At 55.2% G+C, this 18,671-nt stretch carries 17 protein-coding genes; all 17 read right to left on the reverse strand.

Annotated features, from left to right (window positions below):
• Positions 1–26 precede the first annotated feature (26 nt).
• The 17 genes from B5E82_RS05635 to B5E82_RS05715 all read right to left on the reverse strand — a co-directional run bounded on the left by B5E82_RS05635 (position 27) and on the right by B5E82_RS05715 (position 18,588).
• On the reverse strand, positions 27–1,793 hold the full coding sequence (locus B5E82_RS05635; protein ID WP_087306601.1) for an Hsp70 family protein: 1,767 nt from the start codon (positions 1,791–1,793) through the stop codon (positions 27–29).
• Between the two features lie 18 nt (positions 1,794–1,811).
• Positions 1,812–2,531, reverse strand: coding sequence for a LytR/AlgR family response regulator transcription factor (locus B5E82_RS05640; protein ID WP_087306602.1), 720 nt, complete (start codon positions 2,529–2,531; stop codon positions 1,812–1,814).
• Positions 2,528–3,001 carry a hypothetical protein gene (locus B5E82_RS05645; protein ID WP_140393093.1) on the reverse strand — a complete coding sequence of 158 codons (474 nt, stop codon included), beginning with the start codon at positions 2,999–3,001 and terminating at the stop codon, positions 2,528–2,530. Before B5E82_RS05645 ends, B5E82_RS05640 begins: the two co-directional genes overlap by 4 nt.
• A gap of 3 nt (positions 3,002–3,004) precedes the next feature.
• On the reverse strand, positions 3,005–3,691 hold the full coding sequence (locus B5E82_RS05650) for a C39 family peptidase (protein WP_087164575.1): 687 nt from the start codon (positions 3,689–3,691) through the stop codon (positions 3,005–3,007).
• A 57-nt stretch (positions 3,692–3,748) separates the two neighbouring features.
• The gene (locus B5E82_RS05655) at positions 3,749–4,162 is read right to left on the reverse strand and encodes a hypothetical protein (RefSeq protein ID WP_087306603.1); all 414 of its coding nucleotides are present in this window, start codon (positions 4,160–4,162) and stop codon (positions 3,749–3,751) included.
• Between the two features lie 86 nt (positions 4,163–4,248).
• Complete coding sequence (locus B5E82_RS05660; protein WP_087306604.1) at positions 4,249–6,954, reverse strand: helicase HerA domain-containing protein; 2,706 nt, start codon at positions 6,952–6,954, stop codon at positions 4,249–4,251.
• Between the two features lie 205 nt (positions 6,955–7,159).
• Complete coding sequence (locus tag B5E82_RS05665) at positions 7,160–7,768, reverse strand: zinc ribbon domain-containing protein (protein WP_087306605.1); 609 nt, start codon at positions 7,766–7,768, stop codon at positions 7,160–7,162.
• A gap of 1 nt (position 7,769) precedes the next feature.
• On the reverse strand, positions 7,770–8,093 hold the full coding sequence (locus B5E82_RS05670) for a hypothetical protein (RefSeq protein WP_087306606.1): 324 nt from the start codon (positions 8,091–8,093) through the stop codon (positions 7,770–7,772).
• Positions 8,094–8,164: 71 nt separating this feature from the next.
• Positions 8,165–8,452 carry a zinc-ribbon domain-containing protein gene (locus B5E82_RS05675; RefSeq protein ID WP_087306607.1) on the reverse strand — a complete coding sequence of 96 codons (288 nt, stop codon included), beginning with the start codon at positions 8,450–8,452 and terminating at the stop codon, positions 8,165–8,167.
• On the reverse strand, positions 8,439–9,977 hold the full coding sequence (locus B5E82_RS05680) for an Hsp70 family protein (RefSeq protein WP_140393094.1): 1,539 nt from the start codon (positions 9,975–9,977) through the stop codon (positions 8,439–8,441). Before B5E82_RS05680 ends, B5E82_RS05675 begins: the two co-directional genes overlap by 14 nt.
• 143 nt (positions 9,978–10,120) lie before the next feature.
• Positions 10,121–10,702: a zinc ribbon domain-containing protein gene (locus B5E82_RS05685; protein ID WP_162610716.1), complete on the reverse strand. Its 582-nt coding sequence runs from the start codon at positions 10,700–10,702 to the stop codon at positions 10,121–10,123.
• Between the two features lie 124 nt (positions 10,703–10,826).
• The gene (locus B5E82_RS05690) at positions 10,827–11,216 is read right to left on the reverse strand and encodes a zinc ribbon domain-containing protein (protein WP_087306610.1); all 390 of its coding nucleotides are present in this window, start codon (positions 11,214–11,216) and stop codon (positions 10,827–10,829) included.
• 21 nt (positions 11,217–11,237) lie between these two features.
• Entirely contained in the window at positions 11,238–11,954 is a 717-nt protein-coding gene (locus B5E82_RS05695; protein WP_087306611.1) for a zinc-ribbon domain-containing protein, read from the reverse strand.
• The gene (locus B5E82_RS05700; RefSeq protein ID WP_087306612.1) at positions 11,954–13,720 is read right to left on the reverse strand and encodes a dynamin family protein; all 1,767 of its coding nucleotides are present in this window, start codon (positions 13,718–13,720) and stop codon (positions 11,954–11,956) included. Before B5E82_RS05700 ends, B5E82_RS05695 begins: the two co-directional genes overlap by 1 nt.
• A gap of 12 nt (positions 13,721–13,732) precedes the next feature.
• Positions 13,733–14,719 (reverse strand): M48 family metallopeptidase, encoded by a 987-nt coding sequence (locus B5E82_RS05705; protein WP_087164586.1) that lies wholly within the window; start codon positions 14,717–14,719, stop codon positions 13,733–13,735.
• A complete protein-coding gene (locus tag B5E82_RS05710) occupies positions 14,712–16,784 on the reverse strand; it encodes a dynamin family protein (protein ID WP_087306613.1) in 2,073 nt (690 codons plus the stop codon). The genes B5E82_RS05705 and B5E82_RS05710 overlap by 8 nt, the downstream gene beginning before the upstream one ends.
• The gene (locus B5E82_RS05715) at positions 16,777–18,588 is read right to left on the reverse strand and encodes a dynamin family protein (protein WP_087306614.1); all 1,812 of its coding nucleotides are present in this window, start codon (positions 18,586–18,588) and stop codon (positions 16,777–16,779) included. Before B5E82_RS05715 ends, B5E82_RS05710 begins: the two co-directional genes overlap by 8 nt.
• Positions 18,589–18,671 lie beyond the last annotated feature (83 nt).

Genomic DNA, 18,671 nt, shown 5'->3' on the forward strand with positions numbered 1-18,671 from the left:
CGGACGGCCGTTCCTGTCAGCCTGTGTTATCCCTGTTTCCTGTTCTGCCGCAGGTACTTCTGAAGCTCCTCAATGAACCGCAGGGCGTTCCCGGGCTCCCCGGTCTTTGTATGGCAGAGAGTGAGAGGGCCGATGCCGATTCCAAACTCCCCGATGTCAAAGGGCCGGAAACCGCTGTCTGCAAAAATCTCCCAGGAAATGAATTCCATGCCCCCGTATCTTCTGCTGTAGACTCCGCTTTCCGCGAAAGCATAGCCGTATTTACAGGTTCCCAGAAGCGTCGTGTCGCAGGCCAGATAAACCTTTTCGCCTGCTGAAATCCCCAGATATTCCCGCAGCAGGGTCATGTTCTTCACTGCGAAATCACCCCGGCCGGGATGCACAAAATCCTGTCCTGCCGTGAATTTCTCCACCAGCTCTGACAGGCTGAAAGAGCTGGCTGCAGGCTCCGGCAGACTGGAAGAGCTGCCTGCAGACTCCGGCAGAACCACCGGACTGGCCGCAGACTTCGAAGCACCTCCGAAGCCCTCCGCATCCATAACATACACATTCTCTGTGATGTTCTCCGCGTCTGCCAGGCCGGCCGGGGAGCCTGAAAAGGAATCCATCGGCGCGTAGACAAGGCCCAGCGCCACCGTCTCCTGGGGTCTCGTCACAGAGAGAATGCGGTTCGAGTCCTCTGTGATCTGAGGCAGAAGGCTGCCGCAGACCGCGGGCAGCCTGCCGGTCAGAATCTCTTTTACAAAATACCATTGGCTGTGGCCGCCGGTCAGAATCACCAGATCGATGTCCGCGTCCTTTACGCCGGACGCGGCGATGCAGCCCCGGATGAGAGCGGGAAATTTTTTCAGGTAGGCTTCTGCCTTCTCCTCGAAGGTCTGCCGGGTCAGATGCCAGGGTTCCATCTCCACGTCATAGAGCTCTGCGATCATATCCAGATCCGGGAAATTTTCTACCGTATCATTTCTTAAAAGTCCCGGCGACACGGTGTTTTCCTTCCAGGCCTTGAACTTGTCTGCGCTGCATTTTGAGAGGATCTTTTCTGCCATGTCCTCAGGCAGCTTTGTTCTGGCGTAATCCCGCAGAAGCTCGTCGGCCTCGCGGCCTCCGAAAAGCACATTTCCTCCCACAGGCCAGGAAACAAGCGTCTCTGTCACGGGACTGTCTCCGGGCGTATACCGGCACAGGGCCAGGTCCGTCGTCCCCGCGCCCATATCAATGAGAAGAACGGTACAGGGCCGTCCCTCCCTCAGATAGCCTTCTTTTTTCAGATAGCTTTCGCTCTGCAGAGTCACGGCATGGATGGCGGCCTGGGCCTCATCCATGCCCTCTACATTGGGAAAGCCCGCCTGGCCGGCCGCTTCCAGCATGAACTTTTTCGTCCCGCTGCCCCATTTTACCGGATAGCTGATGATCGTCCGTTCCCGGTCGTCCGCCTCTCCCAGATGGCCGCCCTCGCTCTGGCTTTTATATACCCCCGCCAGATATTTCAGGAATTCCTGCGTCAGTTCCCGGGCCTTCTGCCGCTTTTCCGGGTCCGGGCTTTCCAGATCCACCTTAAAGCTGTGATACAGGACAGCTCCCCTTTTGGCTGTCTGCGCATCGCAGCCAAAATAGGCGTTCTCTCCCAGCCTCTGTATCAGAGTCGGAACCATGGGAATCCCGTTATTGAATACGACGGCCTCTGCCGCCAGCCGTTCCTGGCTTACGGGTTCCCCGCCGCGGTACCGTTTTACCCGGATCACCGAGGTGCTTGTGCCGAAATCGACCCCAATCACACGCTCCGCCGCCATAACACCATCCCCTCTCTGTCAGTTATTCTGTGCTTTCAGCTCCCGCAGCCGTTCCAGCGCTCTTCCGTACCAGGCGTCCGAGATCGGAAGGGTCTCTCCGCCTGACAGCCGCACCAGATGAGCCCCCTTGTCCAGGGTCTCCACATAGCGGCTGTTTACAATATAGCTTTTATGTATCCGCACAAACCGCCCGTCCAGCTGGGGCTCCAGCGGCGATAACCGGGAAAAGAGCCGCAGCCCTTCCCCGGAAGCCGTATGAATCTCCACATATTTCAGATCGCTCTGCAGATACCGGATATGGGAAAGGGGAATGCAGTACATCCCCTTTCTCCCTTCGTAGAAAAAGATGTCCTCCGCGCCGGAGAGTTCCTCCAGAATCCTGTCCAGGATTTTCTGCAGCTCTTCCTTTCCTCTGTCGTCCTTTCGGAGAAAGAAGGCCGCAGGGCGGGTGGGAAGAAGCGGCTCCAGAGCGCAGGGCTCCCAGCGGTAATAGGCAATCCTGCATTCCGGATTGAGGCGGTACAGCAGCTCTCCTGCCCTGCGCCCTGCGTCCCGGTCCAGGGAAATCAGCGCGAAGCTGATTCTTTTCGCGTACTTTTCCAGCTTCTGCTCTGTCACATTCTGGGTAAACCAGAGCAGATTCAGTTCCCGGTTCTCCCGGATCAGATACTCCACCGTCCATTCCCGGAGAAGATCTCTCACTCTTTCATCCGTCTCAAAAACTGCCGCGCAGATCATGCTTCCGTTCCTCCGTACAGGCCCGTAAGACCCAGCTTTTCCACTGTCTCCCGGTATGTCTTCTGGTATTTGTCTACGCTCATATCAGAGACCCGGCCGTCCTGCTCCTGGAAGGACAGAACTCTGTCGCAGGCGGCGTACAGCTCTTTCATCAGCTCCGCGCCCCGTTCTGTAAGCCACGCAGCCTCCACGCTGCAGACCGGCTCTGTGATATCGATTTTCCGCTCGAACATCAGATTGCGGAAGCAGACCAGCCTCTTAAAGGGATATACAAAGCTCAATTCAAACTGCTGGGGATAATAAATTACCTTACCGTCCTGATATTCCTCCCTGTGGGGTTTAAAGCTCATGCAGAGCCGTCCTGCCTTTTTCTCCAGACAGGGAAGCCCCAGCAGCATCTGCATGGGCAGCTCCGTCCGGATTACGGGATGGTTCATCAGTTCCTTTACAATATTTTCTGAATTCATCATAGCTTACTCCTTATCTGCGGACACTGTATAATTTCCGCTGGTGCTCCAGGCTGTCATAAAGGTACTCAGATCATGGCGGATTCCCTGCCCGTTCTCCACCCCCGGATCATTCAGAATGATCTGAATGTTGTCCGGATCTGTGCCGTCGATTCCGATGACCTGTACGGCATGATTGGCCGACATGCCCGGAAGGTTCGCCATGGCCGGATTGGCCAGAACCATATTGTTTACCCCTACGATCACCTTTTCTCCATTATCCAGCATTTCGGCCAGCTCCGCAAGGGTAACCCCATTCTGCCGTTCTACCTCCAGTCCCAGCTCCTCCAGAATGTTGCCTACATCCGCTACGGGCGTTCCCGTGGCCGGATCGTACCAGCCCCGCTCCGTGGCCAGCTGAATCAGCTCCTGCTCGGAGAACTCCCGGTCCAGCAGCTGCTCCGCCACGAACTCCTGGCAGGCCACCGCACAGGAATTCTGCTCTGTCTGGTGATGCCAGTTCTCCATGTCCTTCTCCGGATCGCCGGAAATATCATCTCCCTCAAAAAAATCCTTAAAACTTTCCATCAGGCCGCCCAGCTCCTGCTGCATCTCCCCGATGTTCTCCATCAGCACGCCTTCTTCCAGCTCCTGCTGTCCTTCCGCCTGCTCCATGGCCTCCGCCATATCGTCATCCCAAATCTCCAGTGACATTGCTTCACCTCCATAAAATCCTTTTTATCCCTCTGCCCCTTTAAAACACCGGCCAAATCACTCCAGAAGCGCTATCTTTCCATCCAGGAACCAGATCTCCCGTTCCAGATCCGCCACTTCTTTTGTGTATACCTTTACCTGGAATTCACGTCTGGAAATAGCTGAATCCACGCCCTCCATACCCTGCTCTTTATTCGATTCCAGCTGTTCCAGCGCTTTTTCAGAATGCTCCAGATTGTCTTTTGCCGCGTTCAGCTTTCTCTGCAGATAGCTGCGTTCGTCGTAAAGCTTCTCCAGCTGTTCCTGGCGTCTCTGCTCCTCCAGAAGCTCCTGTTCCGTCATCTCGCCGCTTCCCAGCGTGCACTCCGCCTCTTCCAGACTGTTTTCTGCCAGTTCTGGAGCTTCTTCTATCTTTTCATTCTCATATGTTTCGTTCTCGTATTCCTCATAATCCATCCATTCCATGCTCATGTCTCTTTCCTCCTTTCCCTGTCCGCTTTTGTATACATCAGGTCCTGCCGGGGATTCCTGCGCCGGCTTTTTCCTGCGGCAGGTTTCTATCTCACATCCTGGCCCGGCGCGGGCATCTTCACCCAGGCCGCCGCGTCGTCCTCGTCTCCGCAGATGATGGCGTTTCCTTTCTCCAGCGCGGGGATAATATATTTCTGATCATCCCTGAGCGCCATGCAGGAGGCCATGATTTCCTGATCGTCCGGCGCGGTCAGCCGGTGCACAATCTTGTAATTGGTGTTTTTGACAGCTCCCTCGATGAGCCGCGTGGGTACCTGATCCACGACCACCAGCCCCTGTCCGTATTCCCGGACCTCTGAAAGCAGGTTGTCGAACAGGTCGGCCGCCGCCTGCTGGGGGCTTCCGCTGCTCTTCTGTACCTGAGGCTTCAGAAGCACGTTGTGGGCCTCCTCCACAAGGGTCAGGTGGCAGAGACTGTTTTTCTGGGCCCTGGCCCTGTATTCCGGATCGTTGGTGTAGCGTGACATCCGGTACTCGTAAAGGGCCTGCATCAGAAGCGACATGACAAGGGATTTATCCTTGCTGCCCGCCAGCCGGCTGATGTTGATCACGGCGTTTCCGGAAAACAGCTTATGGTAATCCGTGGATTTGGGCACGTTCAGAATCCGGCCCCGCATCCCCCTGCGCAGGGATTTGAAACGGGTGAGCAGCACCTCGGTCAGATTGTCCCGGTTCATATTCGCGTAGGACTTGTGCTTCATCACATCCCGTGCCTTCTCCAGCATCCTGTCGATGTCCGGATATTTCGGCAGAGGCTCCGTGATCCCGGCGTCATAATCGCAGTCATTGCGTTCCGCAAAGTCCCGGATCGTTTCGTCCACCACCTCTTCGATCAGAATCGGCACGACCTCCTCGGAAGGCAGGCAGGCGTTCAGCAGGGTCACGAAATTTTCACAGTGCTGCAGCAGATCCACCTTCGCCCCCGGAGCCGCCGCGGGCTCGTAGGGATTGATGCGCAGCTCCTCCACAGGCGTTCCGTCCACCTCGCTGACTCCCGGCATGTAAATCGTAAATTTCTTCTCGTCCGGCAGATGCCTGTTCTGCTCGATGGCCCAGCGCACATAGTCGTCCTTGGCCGGCTCGATGACCATGACCGGAATGTCCCGGCGGATCACCTCCGAGAGAATCCGCTTGCAGGTGGTGGATTTTCCGCTTCCGGTTCCGCCTGCCACCAGAGCGTGGCGCACCAGGGAATTGACGTCGATGTCGTAGGTCGTATTCTGGATGATACCGGTATCCACAATATTTCCCAGCGTAATCCGATCCCCGCGAATCACCGCAGGATTGTTGGCAAAGCGGACGGCCGTCTTCACGAACCGGAGACCCGGCACATCTCTGCGGGGAAGGGAGGTAGCCAGGCTCAGCTCCCGGGTATTGATGGGAGTGCTCAGGTACTGGTACACTCTTCCAAAAATATGCCAGTTTTCCTCTGCCCTCTGTTCTTCCCGGACCGCCCCTTTTTCCTTTTCTGTCTCTGAAGGCCGGGAGGCCCGTTCCGCCATCGGAAGCAGCTCGAACCGGTTGCGGACGATCTGCAGGGCATTGGAATCAGGCCGGAACAGATGGAGCCGGATGGGCTCGAAATAAGTGGTATCGCCGGAATAGACCGACCGGAGCATACCCGTAACCGTCACCACATCTCTGGGAGAGGTGCCCAGCACATAAACGCCTGTGTTCCAGAATCCTAAATTTCTGCCCTCATTCAGGCGGGCCACATGATGATCCGTGACCACTTCCGCGTATTCTGCAAATTTATCCAGATATTCCTGATTGGTGGAGGCGGAGCCGCTGACAGAAGCCTGCTTCTGCTTATTCAGCATTCCTCCGATCTGGCTGCCCATCATCATGCCGATGCTTCTTCCCATGATACCGCCCAGCATCGAACCGCCGATGGCCCCCAGCACCGTACTCAGAATGGAAATCCCCATTCCGACGCCTCCCTGCTCCGACATGGACTCGCCTCTGGAGAGGGACTGGCCCGCTGTCAGCCGGACTCCCGTATGGATCTGGCTTCCCAGTCTCCGGTAGCGGGAAATGATATCGGAAATCTCCTGATCCCGGATCGGGTCCGCGATCACCAGCATGGCGTAATCCTTTTCCGTGCCGTACATGTCGCGGATGCCGAAAGCCAGCTGATCCAGGGTCTGCAGCATACCTTTTTTCTCATTTTCCCGGAAGGAGGGAATGCCTGTCACCGCGCCGATGTAATTCATGTCCAGCAGCGGCAGATTCACCTCATCCACAGCCTTTTTCTCATCCAGGGTCCGCAGCCCCATGCCCGGCATGGAGCCAAAAGCCGCCTCCCGGATCTGCTCGATAGCCTCCTCTGCCGCCACTTCCTGCCGGGAAGACACCGTGCCCAGAAAGAGCTTCGTCTCGCCCTGATTTCTCAGCAAAAGGAAAATCAGGCGGTAATCCCAGGCGTGCAGGCTGGACAGAACGCCCTGCCAGCGTGAGAGCAGATCATAGCTCTCATTTTCGTTGGGATGAATGGGCAGCCGGGTGATCTGAAGCCAGTGGATCTTCTTCGCCCGCCTGGCGCTCTCCGGCTGAAATATTTTTTCAGAAGTATAATTCAGGTAATCCCGTTCCAGAAGCTGCTCCAGCATGGTCTGATAAAAGTTATCCGGCACCTGGATATCCAGCTCCACCTTCTGATCCTGAAGGCTCAGCTTCTTCAGAAGATCCCGGGGCCTGACGTCCATCAGAATGTCTTCTTTTAATTTTGCCATGATAGTTTCCTGTGTCCTCCTTCCCTTTCGGAAGCTGCTGCGGTTTCTATGTCCGCGCCGGGCGGCGCGCTGCTCTGATCCGCTGCTCCGGTTCTCTGCTCCGGCCTCTGAGCTGTCTTTATCATACCCGGCCTGCGGTTATCCGGGGGCTGTTCTGCTTTTTTGCGGGGTGAAAGGGAAGAATCTCTTTCCCCGGCTTGTCCTGTCAATAAAATGCGTCTATAGCAGAAAAAATCATCGGTATAAGAATCGGCATAAGAAGCACCAATGTATAACTCAAATTCACCAAAGAACTTGCCTGTCTTTTCAAAAAACTTTGTCTCTGCGGATCACTTTCTCTCTGGGCTTCCTCCTGACACTTTCTTGCGTGTGCAAAACTGAATACCGCTGTCAGCCATGCTGCAAATCCCATTCCTCCATTACCCAATGCTTCTCCAAAATCCATATCCATATAGCTGATCTCCGCCAGCCAGAGAGCGCCTAATACGGACATGGCCGCCGCTATCACCGCCGCAAAGAACGCATTCCTGCCAACATTGAGCAATGGCTGCGGCGAAGTACTGCTCTGCTGTTCCAGCGGATCTGGCTTTGAGTCTGGCTTTGGATCTGGCGGGGGCGTCGGATCAGGCACAGGTTCTGGGGCTGGTTCTTCCATTACCCGATAGCCGCACTCCGGGCAGAACAGCTCTCCCGGCTCCAGCTCCGCATGGCAGTGCTGACAGTTTTCTTTTTCTCCGATATGTACCAGAGCGCCGCACTGGTCACAGAATTTCGCGTTTTCTCTCAATGACGCCCCACAGTTTTCATAGTACATATCACGATTCCCCCTGATACTTCACCTCAACACTCTGCACTTTCAGAGATATCCCCTGCTTCTCTAAGGTGTCTGTAAGTATATGGGAAATGTTCTCCCCATAATAATTCAGGCAGAATACAGCCAGCTCATCTTTTGTCTCCTGGGGAAACGTCTTCAGCATCGCCTTTACCGCCACTACGGGCAGCCCTTTCGTCTTGGATAAGATTCCTGAAATCAACGCGTTATCCGTCTTTGAGGAGAAATGCTCTGCCAGCAGAGGAAGCAATGTCTCCAGCGCCCTTTCATAATCTACTTCATCGACCTTCATCTTAATCTCTATCATACCTGTCTCCTTATTCCTTCGGCTCAAACAAAAATCTTCCACGATTTATGGTATTTGTATTCATGTTTTAATTATGCCATCCTGATTTCCAGCCAGGACAGCTGCGAATCAGTGCCGCAGCATTCTTCGCCTGTGGATTTATGCTTCCTGACGTATAATTGAGAGAGACTTTCTGTTCCCTGCATACGGCATGCAAACGCCCCTTCCGCCTGCCCCAGCAGCTTTGCCTCCTTCTGCGGCTCCAGTATGGAAGAGTCTGGATTGGACGGTTCCGGTTCCTCCACCTCCCGGCAGCCGCACTCCGGGCAGAACAGCGCTCCCATTTCCAGTTCCGTATGGCAGTGCTTACAATACGCCATATTCATCCTCTCCTCCCTTTGCGGTTATCTCAGTCCTGAATTCCGCAAGCGCTTTTCCATACCCATCCCGCACGCAGACAATCACCTGGCAGACTCCCGAAGTGTCCATGTCCAGTCTGACCTCTGCATCCATACCTTCGCCAAATGCAGAAAGTCCGGTGTCAAACTGATATTTCGCAGCCGGAATACGATCTTTTCCGGAGAGCTGGAATCCCTGCAGAACTTCTATTTCCAAAATACGTGTTTTTACACACTTTTCCAGTATTTCAAAACGTGCATTGGGAAATGTCGTATTCTTATTCAGCAGACAGCCCGCCTCTACACCGTTTACCCTGACCCAGTAACAGGAAGAAACAGCATCCAGAAATAGAGGAAGTATTTCCGCAGTCTTCTTTCCGTCAAACACGCCTCCTTTTAAAGCAGCGCCTTCCGCTATATACGAATGCCCCGCCTCGCCGGAAAGCCATACTGGGGCTTTTCCCGTCAGCATCTGAAGCCGTTCCTTCACTCCGGAAGTGTCCGCCATTTCTCCGCTTATCCATACCTCTGTTATCCTTTTGAAAATGTCCGGATTCCCGTATTCTCTCTGAACTTCCCTGACCATCATCTCCAGTCCTTTGATCTGTGCCATCCGCCTCTCATCATCTGACATCCTCTCCACTGTCCGAATTCCGGCTGATACTTTTTTTTCGATAATCTCTCCTCCCGCCTCAAAAATGCCCGCCTCCACACAATTCGGGCCCAGATAACAGAGCAGAATCTCTTTTTCTTCTCCTTTCTGCAGGTTTCTGGAGACAGCCCCATATCCCAGCATACTGATTCCGCAGGCAATCTGGCGAACCTTCCAGCCGGCGCGGATGGCCGCGCGGCGAAGCGCCGCCTTCTGCGGCTCCAGCCAATCCCACGGCACCGCCAGCACCACTCCTGCCGGCTTTCTCCCCAAATAGGACTGGGCGGCCTGTAACTGTCTTTTCAGATATGCCGCAGCAATCTCTTCCGCGGTATAGGTCAGCCTCCCGATCCTCACGCTGCCGCCCTTACGCAGAAGAGCCCATATTCGAATTACAGTCCGGCTTCCCCCGCTTACGGTATATTCATGAAAAACCTCCGGCAAAAACTGGTGGCCATCCTGTTTATCTCCCACGTCATCTCTCAGGGCCTCCCAGCCATAGCTCCACTGCACTGCCACTCCGTCCTCCGTCTCTACAAATGCCAGAGCCGGTGTGACCGGCGTCTGTTCCCGGCTGACTGGTATCATTTCAGGCGTTCCGCCCCGGTATACTGCCATACAAGTCCTGTCCCCGCCAATCTCCATACCAATGGTAAAAGGGCCTTCCTCTATTTCCACTGCCCGGTAGCCACACTCCGGACAGAACAGCGCTCCCGGTTCCAGTTCTGAATGACAGTTTCTGCAGTATTTCTTCGTTTCTGCCCCTGCGTTTACCGGAGCGCCGCACTGACTGCAAAATTTTGCCCCAGCTCCCAATGACGCGCCGCAGTTTTTACAACACATTTCTCGTTTCACCCTGATACTTCACCTCGACGCTCCGTACTTTCAGGGAGATCCCCTGCTTCTCTAAGGTGTCTGTAAACATTCCTCTTAATCTCTATCATACCGATCTCCCTATTCCTTCAGTTTAAAAAATATTCCATTCCCCGGCTGGCTCGTTATAACAGCAGACTGCGGATCAGAGAAACTGCTTCCTGTATCTGCTGGTTTCCTTTCTTCGATCTGTATGCAATGAATAGAAACCTGCGTTCCCCATTCTTCATAACCAGCGTAATACATCCATACCTAATGAGACCGCTGGCCTCAGCCTGCACCAGTCCAATATCACGCATATACAGAATCACAGGTTCCAGCTTCTGTTTTTTTCTGCAGTCCCGAAGCTCCAGTCTGTCCTCATAGATCAGTAAATACCTGTTGTAAGCTCCTGTATATTGACTGCTTTTTGTGTTTGAATATAGGAAGGGCCCTGCCGCTTCTCCTATCAGCCTCGGTTCCCCGGATGGCTGATGCTCCGGATTTGGTACTGGATTCGGCCCCGGAGTCGGATTTGGATTTGGCCCGGGCTCCGGAGCCACCTGGTAGCCGCACTCTGCGCAGAAGACCGCCCCAGGATCCAGCTCCGCATGGCAGTTACTACAGTACTTTTTTGCTTCTGCTCCCATATTTACCGGCGCGCCGCACATCCCGCAGAAGCGGACATTTTCCGACAGCGGTGCTCCGCAGTTTTCACAATATGCCATATACTCTCCCTTTTCTGCCGCGCCAATCCTTGAAGAGCTGCAGCCGCAAAATGCGCCGTTCACCGCAGTTCTTCGGGGATTTTTCTCCATACGAGACATATTTCCATTCTTTCACAACAGCACTTTACTTACCTGCCATAGTCACAAGCCAAAGTATAAACATAAAAATCAGAAACCAGAATATCCATTTGACAATCGTCCCCAGACACCCTTTTTGCTTGCTTTTCGGAGCCGGGGCTGGCGCCGGATTCGGCTTCGGCTCCGGTTTCGGATCTGGCTTTGGATCTGGCTTTGGATCTGGTTTTGGAATCGGTGTCGGAGTCGGCGCCGGCTCAGGGTCCGACACCACCCGGTAACCACATTCCGGGCAGAAGATCGCCCCCGGCTCCAGCTCTGTATGGCAATTCTTACAATACTTTCTCGTTTTCGTCCCGGTATTCACCGGCGCGCCGCACTGACCGCAGAATTTTACGTTCTCTCCCAGCGGCGCGCCGCAGTTTTCACAATATGTCATATGTTTTCTCCCTCTTTCATTCTATTTGCGGTCTTCCAGACCGCTTCCGCACACCGGGCAGGTTGTTTTATCACTGGAAAAAAGAAGACCGCAGGAAGGGCAGATTTTTCTGCTCAACTTTCCGGCAAGACTCTGCGCTGCGCCCGCATTTGCGGCCGCACCGGCATCCGCCGCTGTGCTTATGTTTCCCGCAGCCGTAACTGTCCGGGACTCTGTCCCCGTCCGCAATGTGAAATCCATATGCTCCAGCCCTTCTTCCACATAAAGCTCCTCTGCCTCTATCTCTTTCGTATTTCCCTCGCCATCACAGACCGGGCATCGCCCGGTCTGCCCGTCCAGGGAACTGCCGCACCGGCCGCAGAATCTGCGCCGGGGCCGCTCCGCCTGGCTATTTTGCGGCAGAGACGGCTTTTCCTGCTTTTCCGGAGCGTCTATGATCTTCTCCTTTTTTAACAGAACTGCGCCCTGCTCCGTGATCGTGGCTATCGCACGGCCGTAAAGGATATCGTCCTTCTGCTGTTCTTCTATATAATAGCCGTTCTGACAGGACGCGCAGGCGATTGCGTACTTTGTGTTGATCGTCACTGTCTGAATATAGAGAAGGCTTACCTTCCTCTGTACCTCCATCAGCTGAAGCATGCGCTCCTGCTTACAGTGCGGACACTGGAAGGTTCCCAGATTTCTGATGGGAACGAACCGGTCTGTCGCTCCAAAGCCGTTTACCGTAAATCCACCCATTACGCCATTCCCTCCAGTTCTGTCTGAATCTGGCTCAGAATCTCCCGGATTTCAGAGACTGCCGTCCGGATCTCCGCTTTTCGTTCCTCATCCTGGCGGGCTACCATCGCGGACTGTTCCACCTGCTCCTGAGCCGTGCGGATCTTATCCCCATAATATTCCGCCAGCTGCTTCTTTGCGTTTTCCCCCAGCTTTCCATAGACAGAGTCAACGGCCTGATTTACAGAGGCCCGCAGCCCCGGATACTGCCTGCCGATGGAACGCAGGATATCCGGCGCTTTGTCCGCCATCTCCTTCTGGCGCATGGCTCCTGCCACGCCGTCCGCCACCAGGCTCAAAAGGGCAAGGCTTCCCACCTTGGACACCACATAGCTCACGTTGTCGCCTTTCGTCCAGGTCCGGTTGTCCAGAGTAAAACGGAAGCCATAGGAGCTGTTCACCTTGGTTTTGGAAAGCTTTGCGGACAGCTCCGCCGAAATCTCCTCCAGCAGATCATAGAGATACAGAGTATGCTGCTCGATGCAGCGGTTCATTCCCTCCTGAATCGTATCGATGCAGTAAAAGGTGTAATATTTGCTCAGCTCCGCAGCCGGTATGTCTGTGAGCGTTCCCGTCTCCTGCTGCATATCGTCCAGCAGCTCTCCCATCCACATCCGGCTCTCAGTCTTCATGGAATCTATGAGACGGTCGATCCTGCGTCCGGTCTCCTCCTGCGTCCGGATCTGGCTTTCCTTCTGCTCCTGAACGCGCTCCATGGCAGCCTTCACGTCCTGGCTGCTCATAGAAAGCCCGTCCTCCAGCGCCGTCAGACTCTCCGAGAGCTCCGCGATCATGCCCCGGGCCAGCCGCTGCATCCGATCCGGCAGAATCGTCTCCTTCTTCGCCTCCACCAGCCGGTTCAGCTCCTCCCGGAACCGGTCAAAACGCTCCCCCAGCTGCGCCTCCATCTGAGGATTCGGCCTCTCCTCTCTCAGCTGCCTGCACCGCTCATCCAGAGCGCTTAAGAGCCAGGGTTCCTGGCCCGGAAGCAGGTTCTGAATCCGGGAAACCAGAAGACTTCTCATTCTCTCGTAATCCTCTTCGCTGTTCAGCACATCCAGATAATTTCCCACCAGAAGCAGATCCGTGTACTTCTGCGGGACAATCATGGTCTTCAGAAACAGCTGTTCTGTCTGGGACAGCGGATAATTGACAGAAAACACATAGACCACCGCGTCTGCCTGGGCCAGAGCCTCCTCCACCAGCCCGCCGAAATCCCGCATGGAGTCTCCCAGACCCGGCGTGTCCACCACGGCCGTCTGCTTCAGAAAATCGACGGGTCTCTGAAGCTCTATCTGCCGGAAGGAAAAGCCTGTCTGACGCATCAGGGCTTCCAGATTTTCTCTCTGCATCTCCTCATCGGACAGCTGCAGCTTCTTTCCTCCCGGAAGCACCGCCTCATTGGAATGAGGGCCATAGATGATCCGGTTCAGGGTCACGGTCTCCGGCGTCACATTGACAGGCGTTACGTCCTCTCCGAGAAGGGCATTGATCAGAGAGGATTTCCCCCTCTTGAACTCTCCGCAGACCACCAGGGTAAAGGGGTCGTTCCGGCGGCTCAGAATGTCCTTCTCCCAGCGGGCGGCCAGATTTATGAAGCTCTCTCCCAGAAGACTGCGGTAACGGCTGTCGAATCGGAACACCTTCAGCTTATCCAGCTGGTTCTCCAGAAGCCGGGTGATCTCATCCGGATCGTATGTAATTCGATTCTCTATTCCTGCTCCCATACTCTTCCCCCTCTACTTTCCTTTCCGTATTACGTCCACATAACGGCGGCAGCGCTCGTCCGTCTCCTCCTTCGTGCAGACGCTCTGTCCCGCTTCCTTCAGCTCCGGCCTCCAGCGGTAAAATACCTCGCACCGGGCAAATTCCATCTCTGCCATGATCCGCCGTACAGCAGCAGGATGATCCGCGAACAGCTCCTCCAGGCGCACCAGCGTGCCCATCTGCATCTCCAGCTGCTTTTTCAGGGCCTCCAGATTCACCGTTTCTTTATCGCCTATGGCAGCGCCGTAGAGCAGCTTTGCGTTTACGCTGTAAGCGTCCTCCACCCGCTCGCTGCAGATCATGCCTGCCCGGTCGCAGGTCACCTCCGCCGCCCGGTCCCATGCGTTCAGAAGAAACTGAACGCCCTGGGTCATCAGATTCATCAGCTGAACGGAGAGAAGGCCCGCGGCAGAGGTCCCCGCAGCCACCAGAATCTGTCTCAGTATATCGTAAATACCATGCTGATTCTGAATATGGCCGCATTCATGGCCGATGACGCAGCGCAGCTCTCCCGGCGTCATTCTCTCATACAGACCGCTGTGAATGATAATCAACGGCTCGATATCATCTGTACATATCGTAAGGGCATTCAGCGTCTGATCATTGATGATATAAATATTGGGGATGCCGATTCCCAGGATTCTGGCACAGTCGCAGCCCATCTGGTAGACATCCGGATACTGCTCCGGCCCTACCAGCAGCCCCGATATGTTGATCTCCTGCAGCGTCCGGCTGGCGTAGGTCCCGCATATCTTCTTCGCCACACTGTAAAAATGGGGAATCGCGTCCAGCCGTTTCCGGTACTCATAGTCTGAGGAAAAGGCATAATCCGGAAGGCCGTTTCCCGACATTCTTCTCTCTTCCACAGCCTTTCTCCTCGCCGTGTAGGCGCGGAAGCTGTGCTCCATGCTGCGGAGCGGAGACGGATTCTCCTGATCCGCGTAATTTTCTCTAAGCATAGGCTTCTCCTTCCTCCATCCGGCCGCCCTTCAGCACCTTTCCTACCTTGGCGGATACCGGTTCCAGCTTCTCCAGAATCTGCTTTACCGTTCTCTGGTTTTCCTCGTAATCCTCCTGAAGCTTCTGGCGCTGCATCTCGTTCTGGAGCAGATCCTCCTTGATGGCGTCGATGGTTCCCTGGGTATCCTTCAGCATAACCTCGCATTCCTCTTCCAGGGCCGCGGTAAGGCTTTCAAATACGCCGGACACTCTCTGGCGCACCCACTGCTCCAGCTCGCCTCTGGCCTCCATATCCGCAATCATGTCGTCCAGATTCTTCTTCATCGCAGCGCGGATCTCCGCCAGCTTCTTTTCTCCCACATCCCGCTTAAACACTTTTTTCACAAGGAATTTACTGGCTACAGGGCCTGCCGCCAGCGCGATCAGGGACAGCGGAAGGGCGGGAAGGGAGATCGCCATCAGAGCCGCCGCAGTGGCGAGCTGGGCCGCGAGACCGGCTGCTCCTCCGAGAGCCGCGCCCTTGAAGCCTGCCTCCTTATAGCCCTCGATGATACCGCCCAGGCCGAAGCCGCCTACTGTCATGGCCAGCGCATACTCGGCTGCAATGCTCAAGGAATCTCCTGTCTTCCAGGAAGCTCCCGTTCCAATGCCCGAACGCAGGGAATCCAGACGGCTGGATACCTCCTGGGCGAAGCTGCCCAGACGGGCCGCCTCCTTTCCTGCGATATCACGAAGCTGCATTTCTATCTTTTCCGAAAAAGCGCTCATGGACGCTTCCATTTCCGTGCTGACTGCCTTCTGCAGCTCTGCCACGGCAGCGTCCTGCCCGCCCTTTGTACCAAGCGTGCCCGTGTCTATATAAGTATTGTCCAGCGTATCCAGAAGCCTCTCCCGAAGAGTCGGATAAAAGTCCGCCACCTGCCCTGTCAGCTGATCCCTGGCCGCAATGGCATTGTTCCGGAGCCTCTTCTTTTCTTCCGTCTTCTGGGCGCGTATTGTCTCGATCTGCTCGAGAGCCTCCTTCTGCTGCTGCTCGAACTCCTGGCTGCTCATCTGGAGGGCGTTCTTTCTCGTCTCGATGGCCTTCAGGATCTCCTGGGCGCCGCGTCCCATGACGCTCAAGGGAATCTGAAGCTCCAGGGCTCCCCTCTCTTCGGTCAGCATCCGCGTCAGCTCCTGCTCAAAGGCCAGCGTGCCGCTCTTCTCTATCAGCTTCAGATCGCCGTCCATCTTTCCCTCCAGAGCGTCCAGAGCCGAAAACGGAAAGACCTTGATATTGCCCAGCTTTCTCTTCGCATCCTCATACTCATCAGAACCTGCTCCATAGTTTCTCTCTATGCTTTCCAGAACCTTTTCCTGAATCCGGTTTTTGATATTATCTACGACGTCCTGGCGGCGGGAGGCCGGACGGATGGTGTCAATCTTGTTGACCAGGAACAGAAGCCTCCCCAGATCGCTTGTCATCAGCTTGTTCAGCACGAAATCCGCCTCACTCATACTGAAGGGGCTTTCCGGAACCATCACCAGGATGACCACGTCCAGCTTCGGAATAATCTCCTCCGTGACACGGCTCATCCGCTCGTCATCGTTGAGCCCCGGCGTATCCACGATATCCACGCCGTTCTGGCAGAATTTGCAGGGATAGTACACAACGGCCTCCTCCACCTTTGCCGCCCTGGCTTCCTTTTCCTTGTCCAGCTTCGTCACATAATCCGGCAGCTGGTCGATCCCTATCTCCATCTCGCTGCCGTCGCGCATCTGAAGCACCACATGGGGCGTCAGATCATAGGTTACCCGATTCATCGTAGCCGAAGTCGGAAGGATATCCGACGGCATAATTTCCTTCTCCAGAAGGGAATTGATTACTGTACTTTTTCCCCGTCTGAATTCTCCGAGAATGCCCACCGCGAACTTGCGCCGCTCCAGCTTTTCCCGGCTGGCCTCCAGCTGCTTTGCCGTCTCCTCCAGATTCATTCTGGCGGCCGCTTTCTGCATCTGGACCAGGCCGGTATTTACCTGCGTCACCATATTCTGATAGCTTGTGTATCTTGCGTCATTATTCATAACCTTTCTCCCCTTCCATAGTATTTGAAAGTTCCTTTATAAAATCCGCCTCCAGGCGGCTGTTTTCCTGGGCAAGCTTCCTGAGACGCTCCAGAAGCTCCGGGCTCTGAAGCCTCTTTTCCCTGGCTTCCCACTGCGCGATCCGGGCATTCTCCGCCTGGTACAGGGCCATCACAAGCTTATTCAGAGCTCCCAAGACCTGCGAGGAGGCCTGCTTCAGGCTCTCCGTGATCTGGGTCTTCGTCCCGACACACCAGATATTCACCGAGTCGGAGACTGCCTGCCGGACATAGACGATCAGATCCGGGGCCAGCAGCAGAGCTCTGGCGGGAACCGGACTTTTCGTCCAGCTGAAGCGATTTATCGGAAGCTCTGTGGAAAATGGCTGTGAACCGCGCAGCTCCTCCGCCATCTCTCTGACCTTTTCCAGCCTGCTCTCCTGAAGTATGGGAAGACTGCAGATCTGATTCATCAGTCCCTGATACCAGACTGTGAGCGCCTGCGCGCAGAGCTTCTGCAGCTCCGGCCTAAAGCTTTCCTGGATTCGCGCGTTCAGGTCCTTCATACTTTTTACGGCCTGAGCCTGGAGCGTCCGGTCAATCACATCCGCGTCCAACACCCGCACCGTGGACAGGCATCTGACAAAGCCCTTCCCTGTCTCGTCCCGTATTTGGGAAAATTCATCTGTCATCTGCCAGAGCTTCTGTTTCAGGGCGTCCAGAGTCTTTATGTCTGCCAGCGTATAGCAGGCCTCCGCAAATTCCTTTCTTCCCGCCTTCAGCCCTTCCTTTCGGTCTTCGCACTCTGCCCTCAGAGCCGGCAGCCATTTTTCATAGTCCTCTGCAATTTTCCGGACGGTATGGACCGCTCTCAGAACTGTATTGTTATTCTGGCTGGCCAGGATAATCTGGGGCAGCCGGCTGTTCAACTCCGCAAAGCCGCTTCTTTCCAGCAGCTCCTCATCCCCGTACTGCCGCGCCTCCAGAGCGTCCAGAGAGCAGACGCCGAACAGGATGGGCTCGTTTAAAATCCGGCGGAATTTTTCAAATACAGGCTCGTTTTCCCCGTGGGTCTCCTGCAGCCGCGCATACGTCTTTTCGGGAATCTGTGAGGACAGGTAGGAGAGAAATTTCTTTCTCTGCTCCTCCCCGCGTATCTCATCGATCTTCGTCACCACCACTATGATCTGACAGATCTCTTCGCTCTCCAGAAGCTTTGCCATGAACCGGCTTTCTGTCTCGCTGAACGGGCTTCCCGGCGACAGGGTCACGACGGCCAGGTCGATGTGCTCCAGCTGGGACAGGGTCACGTCGTTCATCGCCATATCGTCATTCATGCCGGGCGTGTCGATGAGGTCCACGTGATTCTGGCAGAAGATCGAGGGGTATTCCACGACGGCTTCCTCTATCTGGGCGGCCGCGTTCTCCGATTCCCTGGTAAGCTTCGTCACATACCGGGACAGCTCCTCGATTCTGACATCCTCCCGTCTCCCATCCCTGTAGCAGAGATATGCCTTCGGCACAGCTCCATAGGTAATCCGGTTCAGAGTCGCCGTCGTGGGAAGCGCGTCTGTGGGAAGGATCTCCCTTCCCAGCAGCGCGTTGACGAAGGTGCTCTTTCCTCTCCGGAATTCTCCCACCACTGCCACCCGGAATTTCCTTGTGCGGATCAGCTCCTGCTCCTTTCGAATCTGCCCCAGGAGCTCCTGCACTCCTGTCAGCTCTTCCATTCCCTCCCAGAGCTGCCCGAGCCTCACCAGATATTCATAGGACTGAAATTCATAATACTGATAGTCGATTGCCATAGCTCCGGACTGCTCCTCTCATTCGTACTGTCTCTTCCGGCTTTTTTCGAAAAATCTTTTTTTCCAGACGCCGGACTTTCCCG

The sequence above is a fragment of the Lachnoclostridium sp. An138 genome, assembly GCF_002160765.1.
Lineage (GTDB): Bacteria > Bacillota > Clostridia > Lachnospirales > Lachnospiraceae > Laedolimicola > Laedolimicola faecalis.